At 70.0% G+C, this 10,070-nt stretch carries 10 protein-coding genes; 3 read left to right on the top strand and 7 right to left on the bottom strand.

Going from position 1 to position 10,070, the window contains the following annotated elements; genetic code table 11:
* Window positions 1–115: 115 nt before the first annotated feature.
* Window positions 116–1,255, bottom strand: a complete 1,140-nt coding sequence (locus NMN56_RS29750) for a PQQ-dependent sugar dehydrogenase (protein WP_274042158.1) — start codon at window positions 1,253–1,255, stop codon at window positions 116–118.
* 571 nt (window positions 1,256–1,826) lie between these two features.
* Between NMN56_RS29750 and NMN56_RS29745 the strand changes: the two genes are divergently transcribed.
* Both NMN56_RS29745 and NMN56_RS29740 read left to right on the top strand, forming a co-directional pair.
* Window positions 1,827–2,765, top strand: coding sequence for an NPP1 family protein (locus NMN56_RS29745; protein ID WP_274042157.1), 939 nt, complete (start codon window positions 1,827–1,829; stop codon window positions 2,763–2,765).
* A gap of 193 nt (window positions 2,766–2,958) precedes the next feature.
* The gene (locus tag NMN56_RS29740) at window positions 2,959–3,423 is read left to right on the top strand and encodes a VOC family protein (protein ID WP_274042156.1); all 465 of its coding nucleotides are present in this window, start codon (window positions 2,959–2,961) and stop codon (window positions 3,421–3,423) included.
* Window positions 3,424–3,539: 116 nt separating this feature from the next.
* Here NMN56_RS29740 and NMN56_RS29735 read toward each other — a convergent pair whose 3' ends face one another.
* Together NMN56_RS29735 and NMN56_RS29730 are read right to left on the bottom strand one after the other, a co-directional pair.
* Complete coding sequence (locus NMN56_RS29735; protein ID WP_430542738.1) at window positions 3,540–4,142, bottom strand: GNAT family N-acetyltransferase; 603 nt, start codon at window positions 4,140–4,142, stop codon at window positions 3,540–3,542.
* A gap of 148 nt (window positions 4,143–4,290) precedes the next feature.
* Window positions 4,291–4,638 (bottom strand): hypothetical protein, encoded by a 348-nt coding sequence (locus NMN56_RS29730; RefSeq protein ID WP_274042154.1) that lies wholly within the window; start codon window positions 4,636–4,638, stop codon window positions 4,291–4,293.
* A gap of 351 nt (window positions 4,639–4,989) precedes the next feature.
* On the opposite strand from NMN56_RS29730, the gene NMN56_RS29725 reads away from it, so the two are divergent.
* Window positions 4,990–6,528, top strand: a complete 1,539-nt coding sequence (locus tag NMN56_RS29725; protein WP_274042290.1) for an FGGY-family carbohydrate kinase — start codon at window positions 4,990–4,992, stop codon at window positions 6,526–6,528.
* 8 nt (window positions 6,529–6,536) lie between these two features.
* Here NMN56_RS29725 and NMN56_RS29720 read toward each other — a convergent pair whose 3' ends face one another.
* From NMN56_RS29720 to NMN56_RS29705, 4 genes are all read right to left on the bottom strand, one after another.
* Complete coding sequence (locus NMN56_RS29720; RefSeq protein WP_274042153.1) at window positions 6,537–7,217, bottom strand: hypothetical protein; 681 nt, start codon at window positions 7,215–7,217, stop codon at window positions 6,537–6,539.
* Between the two features lie 526 nt (window positions 7,218–7,743).
* Window positions 7,744–8,202: a nucleoside deaminase gene (locus NMN56_RS29715; RefSeq protein ID WP_274042289.1), complete on the bottom strand. Its 459-nt coding sequence runs from the start codon at window positions 8,200–8,202 to the stop codon at window positions 7,744–7,746.
* A gap of 181 nt (window positions 8,203–8,383) precedes the next feature.
* Complete coding sequence (locus NMN56_RS29710) at window positions 8,384–9,379, bottom strand: ion transporter (RefSeq protein ID WP_274042152.1); 996 nt, start codon at window positions 9,377–9,379, stop codon at window positions 8,384–8,386.
* A 516-nt stretch (window positions 9,380–9,895) separates the two neighbouring features.
* A complete protein-coding gene (locus NMN56_RS29705) occupies window positions 9,896–10,069 on the bottom strand; it encodes a hypothetical protein (protein WP_283742521.1) in 174 nt (57 codons plus the stop codon).
* Between the last annotated feature and the right edge of the window lies 1 nt (window position 10,070).

Raw genomic sequence — 10,070 nt, 5'->3', positions numbered from 1 at the left:
GTGCATTCCCGGCGCACCTCTGCGCTCTGGCTCAGAGCCGTGTCGTACCCGGCAGAAGAACCGGGCCGGGCAGTAACAGGCGGTGCCGGCCGGCGTCAGGCAGTGCCGGCCGGCGTCAGGCAGCGTCCAACCGGTAGACGCTCCCGCCGAGCGCGAGCGCGTACAGCTCGCGGTCGCCGCCCTGCGCGAACGCGACGATCTCGCCGCCGTTCACACCGAGGTTGGTCTCCTTCGTGACCTGACCGTTCTTCATGGTCAGGGCGCGGATGTCGCCCTCGCAGTAGTCGCTGAAGACATAGGAACCCCGGAGACCTGGAACGGCCTCGCCCCGGTACACATAGCCGCCGGTCACCGAGCAGCGGGTCGGGGTGTGGTCGTACTCGAAGACCGGGGGCACATGGTTCGCCGGTTCCTGGCCCTCGCGGAAGGGCAGGGTGCCTTCCATCTGGGACCAGCCGTAGTTCTCGCCGCCGTAGCTGCTCGCCGGCGCCCAGTCGATCTCTTCCCGCGCGCTCTGGCCGACGTCCCCGATGAGGAGATCGCCCTTCGCCTCGTCGAAGGAGAACCGCCAGGGGTTGCGCAGGCCGTAGGACCAGATCTCGTCGCGCGCCTTGGGGTCGCCGGCGAACGGATTGCCTTCAGGAATGGCGTACGGGTCGCCCTTCGAGGGGTCGATGCGCAGCAGTTTCCCGAGGAGCGTGTCGAGGTTCTGCCCATTGCCGTGCGGGTCGCCGCCGCTGCCGCCGTCGCCGAAGGCGATGTAGAGCATGCCGTCGGGGCCGAAGGCGATGTCGCCGCCGTTGTGGTTGGAGTAGGGCTGTTCCTGGGTGAGGACCGTGCGCCGGGTGTCCTCCTTGATCCGGCCGTCCTCCATGGCGAACTCGTCGATGGTGCTGGTGCCCTTGAGGTCGGTGAACGAGATGTAGAGGTGCTGCGCCCCGTAGTCGAAGGCGAGGCCCAGCAGGCCGCGTTCGCCGTCGACGGTGGTCTCGTCGGAGATGTCGAGCACGGGTTCGCCGAGGCCCTGCTCGTCCATGACCCGGATCTTTCCCGCGCGTTCAGCGATCCAGACCGTGTCTGCGGGGCCCGCTACCCCGGCCGTCGGATTCTCCGCCTGCGCCACCTCGGTCAGCTTCACCTTCGCCGCTTCCGCGCGCGGCGGCGCTTCCTGCTCCACCGCAGCCGCCGTGGACAGCGCCAGCGTCGCGACAAGAGTCAGCGTGCCGATGATCACCGAGCTTTTTCGAACTTTCACCGTTGATCCCTCCCAGAGATCGGCGGTCAAGAGTTCACCCGGGCGCGGTGGGCCGCGCCGGGAACGCCGCCTGGGAACGCTCCCGATACACAGCCCGCGCCAGCGCGCTACCTGGGTGTGGGGGGGTGCTACTGGCCTGGCTGAGAGTAGTGGGACGGCGCTTCCCCTTGAACACCTCTGTGAGCCAACTGTGGCTCTGCGACGGCTGGTACAGGCCAATAGGGCACCTGCCCCGGGCCGGCCCGCGTGCCCGCTCCGGCGCTGCTCCCCGACCCACCAGGCTCAGCTCTCCGCCATCGCGCACCGCGGGTTCGCCGATCCCGGCACGGCTCGCGGCCGGGCCGACGGCGGGGGTCGATGCGCGACCAATTGCGGGCGCCGGGGCGCGTACGTGGGCTGCGCGCTGGAGCACCGGGCGCGTACGACGGAAGCGGATCGTCTCCTTCCTTTGTCATGGCCTCGTTTCTGTTGTAGCGGAATCGTCTCCGAGCGAACCGGACACGCGCCTCGCTGCGTACTTGCCTGGGACCGTTCCGGAAGAGCCGGAACGACCACGGAGAGGGAAATCGCGATGTTAGGAATCCGAAATCGCGTAGCCGTACTTGTCGCGGCCACCGCGGCAAGCGCTCTACTCCTCACCGCCTGCGGGGGCGACGGCGGAGACAGCGGCGGCAGCGACAACAGCGGCAAGAAGCCGTCGTCGTCGGCGCCGAAGGAACAGAAAGCTGACGGGGCCGGCAAGGCGGGCATCGGCACGCTGAACGAGCCGCTCAAGGAGGGCCCGGCGTCACTGCAGGACTTCGCCAAGGCATCCGTTCCGGAGTGGAATTTCCCCCGCGCCAACAGCAACGACCCCTGCTGGCCCGAGGACGCCTTCGACTCGTCCGGCAACCCGACCGACGGTGCCAAGACGCCCAACTGGCCCAACAGCGACGGCGGTTGCCCGAAGAAGGGCTCACCGCACCCCACGTACTACACGGTCAAGAAGTGCAGTCCGGACAAGATCCGGGTCAGCTACACCCTCTACATGGCCACCAGCGGATTCCAGCCCAGCGGTGAGGCCGGCGGACATCGCCACGACTTCGAGCACATCGACGTGTCCTGGAAGAAGAACGGTGACGACTGGACCCGGGACCAGCTTCTGCTGAGTGCGCACGGCGAGCACCGCATCAAGAATTGGGGCGACGCCGAGAGCTGGAACGCGGACCGTGGCAGCGCCGGCAAGGGCCGCGAATTCCCGCGCGTCTTCGTCGGCTGGGGCAGCCACTCCATGTTCAACGACCAGGGCGGCCTGAAGGACGTCATTTCGCAGTACACCGACAACGAATACCGGCACGCCGATTACCAGTCGTGGGCGGACACGAACCTGGTCGAGGTGGCGCCGGACGGCGAGCTGTACAAGAAGTTCAAGGACAACGCGAAGGCATGGGGCAGCGCCGACGGCAACCCCGCCGCCGTGGCCGACACGATGTGCACACACGACGCGAAGGGCAACGGAACCGGCCGCTGACCCGTAGAGCCGGCACCGCCGTGGAGAGCCCCCCGAGCAACAACGGCTGAACACCCCGGGCCCCATGGCACATGAGCGGATACCGAGCCCACCTCGGTATCCGCTCACTGTTTCACCGGGCGGCACCGGGCGGCCCAGGCGGCACCGGGCGGCAGAGCCGCGATGTCAGTGCCGTGGTCTATGAATAGTGACCATGACTCCAACTCCCGTGCACTGGAAGCTCGTCGTGGACGCCCATGATCCGCACGCGCAAGCCGACTTCTGGTCAGCCGCGCTCCACTACGAGGTCGAGGACCACAGCGGCCTCATCGGCCGGCTCCTCGGCCTCGGCGCCATCTCTTCCGACCTGCTGGTCGAGCACCATGACCGGCCCGCGTGGCGCGACGCGGCGGCGGTACGCCACCCCGAGGACCCGTTCACCCCGGAGAGCGGCGCGGGCCTGGGGCGCCGGCTGCTCTTCAATCGCGTACCGGAGTCGGAGGAGAAGCCGGCCAAGAACCGTCTCCACATCGATCTGCACGGTCCTGCCGGTGAGCGCGAAACGGAGGTGAAGCGCCTTAGCGGCCTTGGGGCCACGGTCCAGGACCACGTGAAGGAGCAGGGCGGGGAATGGGTGATCATGACGGACCCTGAGGGCAACGAGTTCTGCGTGCACTGAGTCCTGCGCTGAGTCCTGCGCCGAGTCCTGCGCCGAGTCCTGCTCGTTGCCCTCCATGGTCGGGTGGCCGTGCGGCCAGGTGACTGTGCGGCCACCTGGCCGTGCGGGACGCCGACTCAGGTTCCGGCCGTGGGGCGGGGCTCGCGTCGCATGGCCCACAGGGGCGGTCCGCCACCCGGCAGCCGCACTTCTGCGCTCACGGTGAAGCCGAAGTGCTCGTAGAAGGGGAGGTTGGAGGGCTTGGAGGACTCCAGGTAGGCGGGCAGACCGGCCGTGTCGGCCTGGGCCAGGCCCGAGCGCAGCAGCGCTGCCCCGTGTCCCTGGCCCTGGGCGGCCGGGTCTGCGCCGATCACCGCCAGATGCCAGTGCGGCTCCGTCGGTGTGTGCTCGGCTGCCGTTCCGACTGCTTCGCGGAACAGCGTGGCCCGGTCGCCGAGGACGTTCTGCAACTCCTCGACGGTCTCCGCGTCCGGGACGGTCTTCGCCTGCCCCTCCGGCGGTACCCAGAAGGCGACTGCCGCCTCGGTGCGTTCGCACACACCATGGTGGGCGTACTGCCGGGTGAAGAGCGTCGTGAAGTACCGCCCCAGCCCCGCCTCGCGGGTGGAAGCGTCGGGGAAGAACCAGCGCATCATGGGGTCGTCGTCGAAGGCCAGAGCCAGGATGTGGCTGACCAGTTGAGCGTCGTCGACCGTTGCCCTCTTCGGGGTGTTCGTCATCGGCACAGAGATCATTCTGCACCCCGGTGATCTCGACGATCAGCGGGTCGGCCCCTCGCGCCGGGAGTGGCCCCGGCGCGCGAATCCGGAGCCGGGCCGGCGGAACCCGTAGCCGTGCCGGACGGATCCCGCCGGCGTCGACCTCAGCTCAGCAGAACACGTCTACCGAAGTGACCAGGTTGTTCGGGTCCAGCCCTCGTTCGGTCCAGGCGGGGACACGGTCCTGCAAGCCGTTCTGGTACGTCACGACGAAGGTGTTGCCGTGCGCCTTGGCCCACCCGTAGTAGTCATGAATGGGGTTGAATCCGCACTTCTCGACGTTCCAGACCTCCGAGGAGTTCTTGTAGATGCAGGCCCTCCCGTAGTTGCACTTGTTGGACCAGTCCGTGACCTGGACATCGGACGCGGAGGCCATGCTGGAACCGCCTATCACAGCGGTGGCTCCCAGGGCGGTGGTCAGAGCCGCACGGACCACTAACCGGATGATCGACTTCATCTCGGATCCCTCTCTCTGTCCCGGGCAGGGTGTCTGCTTCGGGATGTCGAACCTCCCACCCGGGCCGCCGCGTTGGCATCCGGCAGCGGCAGACCGCACCGCTACTCCGCGCGAAGTACCCCTCGCACAAGGGCCTGCGCCTGGGAGAGTACGGGTCGGTGGCGCGACCGGCAGGACGGTAAGCGACCGGAGGGAACGGAACCGGACGGAGCAGAACGGAACCGAACGGGAACGGCGGACGAGCGGGAAGACGACGTGACGCACAGAGAAGACCAGCAGCAGCACCAGCACCAACAAACGCAGACGCAGACGCAGACGCACCAAGAGCACCGGCAACACCGCCCCGGCGACCTGCTGCTCGGCATCGACATCGGCACGGCCTCCTCGAAGGGAGTGCTGGTGAGCGCCGTTGACGGCGCGCTCCTCGCCTCGGCCGTCCGCGAGCACGGGACCACGTCTCCGCACCCCGGCTGGTTCGAGCACGATGCCGAGTCCGTGTGGTGGCGGGACATGGCCGGTATCGCGCGGGAACTGCTGGCCGGCGCCGGCTCACCGGCGGCGCCGCTCGCGGGCGTGTGCGTCAGCGGTATCGGCCCCTGCCTCCTGCCCACCGACGCCGAGGGCACGCCGCTGCGTCCGGCGATCCTGTACGGGGTCGACACCCGAGCGGGAGAGCAGATCGCCGCACAGGACGCGCGTTACGGTGCGGCGCGCGTGCTGGCCGAGTGCGGCTCGCCGCTGACCAGCCAGGCGGTCGGGCCCAAGCTGGAGTGGCTGCGGGAGCGGGAACCCGGCGTCTACGGGCGTACGCGCCGCTGGTTCATGGCCAGTTCGTGGCTCGCGCACCGCCTCACGGGCGGGTCGGCCTACGTACTGGACCATCATTCGGCGAGCCAGTGCACCCCGCTCTACGATCTGCGCGCCGGCGCCTGGATCGCGGAACGGTGCGAGGAGATCGCGCCGGGCCTTGAGTGGCCCCGGCTGGTGTGGCCCTCCGACGTCGTGGGCGAGGTGACGCACGCGGTCGCCGCTTCCACCGGCATCCCCGCCGGTACGCCCGTGACGGCCGGCACGGTCGACGCCTGGGCCGAGGCGGTGGGTGTCGGCGCGACCGGCGTCGGCGACCTGATGCTGATGTACGGCACGACGATGTTCCTGGTGAACGTCGTCGACGAGCCCGCACCCGATGCCCGCCTGTGGTCGACGGCCGGCGCCTTCCCCGGCACGTACTGCCTGGCAGGCGGCATGGCCACCTCGGGCGCCGTCACCGCCTGGCTACGCGATCTCACCGGCACCGACTACTCGACGCTGACGGCGGAGGCGGCTCAACTGCCGCCAGGCGCCGAGGGGTTGCTGATGCTGCCGTACTTCGCCGGCGAGCGCACTCCCCTCTTCGACCCCGAGGCACGCGGGGTCGTCGCCGGGCTGACCCTGCACCACGGGCGTGCCCACCTCTACCGCGCGGCCCTGGAAGGCACGGCCTTCGGCGTACGGCACAACCTCGCCGCCATGGCGGAGGCCGGTGGCGCGGCCAGGCGCCTGGTCGCCGTGGGCGGAGGCGCACGCGAGCTGTGGACGCAGATCGTCTCGGATGTCACCGGACGCGAACAGTCCGTGCCCCGCCACACCATCGGGGCCGCGTTCGGGAACGCGTTCCTGGCGGCCATCGGCACGGGCCACGCCACCCGCGACGCCATCGCCCACTGGAACCCCCTGGAACACACCGTCACCCCCGACCCGTCCCACGCCCCCACCTACGACGACCTCTACGCCCACTACCGCACCCTCTACGAATCCACCCGCCCCACCGCCCATGCCCTCGCCGCACTCCAGGGGGCCGGCTCCAGGGCAGGTGCGGGAACGGGCGCCGACGACGAACCCGCCGCATGACGGGGCGTTCACCGACCGGTTCCCGGGCCACGACGACCGGGCCCCGCCATCCTGGACCGCCGTCCGGCTTTCCCGGCCTTGGCCCGCGTTCTGGCCAGCACGTCGGTCAACGCCGCCGCTTCACATGGATTCGCCGCTACGGAAAGATTCCGCGCCACCGCTTCCCTGTCCCTGCCGGTCGGCTCCATGCCCATATGGTCGAGGGCGAACGTCAGCAACTTGCGGTGCAGGACGCCGTCCTCCAGCGTCCGGGCACGGAAGAGTTCGGCCCGCAGGCTTTCAGCGTCCATGACCTCGCACTCCGCCGCGAGGGCGTGGAAGTCGCTCCGCCGCCAACCGACGACGGCCCCGAAGTCGTGCTCGCACAAGGTGTCGTCGAAGCAGGCCACGAGGAGAGCCGCCCGTGCGACGACCCAGGCAATCCCCGAGATCTGGACGCGGTCCACCCGCCCCCGACGCAGGCGCACTCCTTCCACAGCGGGCCGGTGAGACGCGCATGCCGCAGAGGGCGGTTCCGTCGCCCTGACGCGGCGTAGCTCGTCGAAGAGGTCCCTGTTGCGCGTGGCTGCCGAAGGATCGCCTCCCGCGGAGGGGCGTCGCTGGTGGACGGCGACGAAGAGCGCCTGGTCGATGATGTCCGCCTCATACGGGCCGAGAAGAACACCGCCCGGGAACACGTCAGCGGTCACCTCTCGCGTATCCTCTGCCGCCACCACGCTGCCGCGTGCCATGAACTGACGGACGCGGCCAGGGGATCGGGCAGAGTCCGACGGAGGAATTCCTCATCCAGCGGTGCGACGATCCTGCGGAGCCGCGCGCGGTCCGCACGCGGCAACCGACGAAGCGCGTGTTCCAAGACGTCCCGTGCTTCCGTCGGATCACAGCAGAGGGACTCGCCCCACGGCAGATACAGATATCGGCCGGGCTGGCGGAGAAAGCGCTCGTACCGGTGCAGGGCATGGGCGAAGGCACCGCACCCGAGATGCTGGGCTTCGATCCGGTGGATCGCCAACCGGGTCCGGCGGGGAATGCCGGGAATCGGGGAGGCGGGACAGGTCTCGCTGCGGGCCGACCACCGCTGAGCGCGGAGCGCGCCGGGTCGCCTACGCGCCATCGGCCTTTCGGGGCTGCGTCATGGGGCCCATCATGCCAGCCCCGGCATGAGCGAGACAGGGCGATGCGGCGCGGCCGGTCAACGCCGGAACGATGGTGCCGTCAGCCCCCGTAGAAGCGGCGCAGCAGCGCGTGGACGTCGTCGGTGAGTGCGTCCACGGGGCCGTCCACCGTCAGAGTCGGCACGATCTCGCGGATGGGGAGCGCGCGTACGGGTGCGGGTGGTGCGCCCGCGTCGGTGCTCCAGGTGGCGATCTGGGCCGCAGAGGCGACGTAGACGATGCGGCCGAGGCCGACCCACCCGTGTGCGGCTGCGCACATCGGACAGTGCTCCCCGGAGGTGAAGACCGTGGCTCCTGGGCGCTCGGCGGGCGCCATGTTCTCCGCGGCCCAGCGCGCCAGCTCGAACTCCGGGTGCCGCGTACGGTCGCCGCCGACGACCCGGTTGCGGTCCTCGGCCAGTACGGCGCCGTCGGCCCCCACCAGTACGGAACCGTACGGCTCGTCCCCCGCCTCCAGCGCCTCGGCCGCCAGTTCCACGCACCGTCGCAGGTAGGGCATCTCGGACTCGTTCACCACAGCGCACTCCCATGATCGCGATCTGGCGAAAAGCCTAGAACGTCTGCCCGGCGCGCTGCATCCCCGCGTCTCCCCAGCTCCCGTGGCCCCCTCACCCGTCGCCCGCGTGAAGAGACCCGCGCCTCAGAGGTCGGCCAGGGATCCCTCAGGGGCGGCCAGGGCGTCAAGGCCCCGCCGCGCTCGGACGGTCGCCGGGAGGTGACGGCGCGGGACGGCGGGCCGGGGGCAGGGGTGCGGTCAAGGGTGCGGTCAGGGTGCGTTCCAGGTCGTCGAGGGCGAGCCTGGCCGTCTCGATCTTCCGCTTCAGCTCGCCCTGGCGGGTGTCGTCGTCGGCCGCGGTCACCGCGTCCAGGGCCGGTGCGACCACAGCGTCCCGCGCCGGAAGCGGCGGGGGCTTCCCCGGAACCTTGCCCACCTTCTTCTCCGCCTCGCGGGCCTCCTCCAGGGAGTTGATGACGACGCCGATCAGGAGGTTGACGAGGACAAAGGAGCTGAGGACGACGTAGGAGGCGTAGTAGAAGATGCTCCAGCGCGAGATCTCCAGGCCCGTACGTACGGCCTCGCCCAGGCCGTCCAGCGTCATCAGCAGGAACAGGGTGAGCATCGCGCGGCCGACAGAGCCGAAGTGGCCCGGGTCCTCGCGCGCGAAGAAGACCCAGCCGACCATCGCGTAGAGGTACAGCAACAGCGCGCCGACGAGCAGGAAGCTGAGCGTGCCGGGCAGGCTCTTTCCCAACGCGACCACGACGACGCGCAGTTGGGGCAGGAAGCGGGCGGTGCGCAGGACGCGCGCGAGGCGCAGCAGACGCAGCATGGTGGCGTTCTCGCGCGCGAAGGGCAGGAAGGCCAGCAGGACGACGGCGAGGTCGAAGAGGTTCCACGGGTCGCGCAGCAGCGCACGGGGGCGGTCGGCGTGGGCGGCCGTACGCAGCAGGATCTCGACGGTGAAGCCGGCGAGGAAGAGGTGTTCGACGAGCTTCAACTCTCCGTGCCAGCGGCCCGCGATGCCCTCGTAGGTCTCCAGGCCGAGCAGGACGGCGTTGCACACGATCATCGCGAAGGCCACAACGGTGAACACCGGGCGCTGCGTCAGCCGCCGGCACCGCACCGCCAGCAGGCGCCGCTGCCGGGAGGAGCCGGAACACACCGCGGCGGTCATCCGGCGTGACCGGGCTGGTGAGGTGCGTACGAGTTCGCGGGCGATTCTGCGGGCGAGTCCGCGTACGAGGTGAGAGTGGCGAGGGGGGTGAGGGAGAAGTGCATCGGCGCCCAGTCAAACCAGGCGTCCGGAATGCGGGCAAGACGGGCCCGGGGTCGTCCGGGCTCGCGCCAGGGGTGAACTCGTGCGCCTCCGGTGGCCTCGCTCACCTCGTACGCCCCCCGCATGAGTGAAGGTTGGCCGGGAAGGCCGCCGACGACGGGTCGACAGGGATGCGTCAATGAGGGGCTGAAACCGATGCCTTGCGGAAGGAACGCCGTCCATGGCGAGAGCACGACGCACAATGCCCCTCACAGTGCTGGCACTCTGCATGCTGGCGATGTCCGCCTCGGCGGCGGCCGGACAGGCGCCGGGCGACGAGACCCCGTCCGGGGAGGCAGGGCGCGGCCGGACCGCCGCCGCCCCCGCCCGTCCCGGCGAGACCGCTCCCGAGGGGAGCGCCACCGGCGGAACCGTTCAAGGGGAGGACTCCGCTCCCGCCCCGTCCGCCTCGCCCCTCTCATCGCCCTCACCCCACTCCTCGCCCTCGTCGTCCACGTCGCTCTCCTCGCCTTCGTCGTCCACTTCGCTCTCCTCGCCCTCGTCCGCCGCGCCGACCGCCTCGCCTCTGGTCGCAGAACCCGTCCTCAAC

Origin of the sequence: Streptomyces iconiensis (assembly GCF_028657195.3) — a bacterium.
Taxonomy (GTDB): domain Bacteria; phylum Actinomycetota; class Actinomycetes; order Streptomycetales; family Streptomycetaceae; genus Streptomyces; species Streptomyces iconiensis.
Note: the sequence above shows the minus strand (reverse complement) of the source record. Positions and strands in the feature narration are given on the sequence as shown.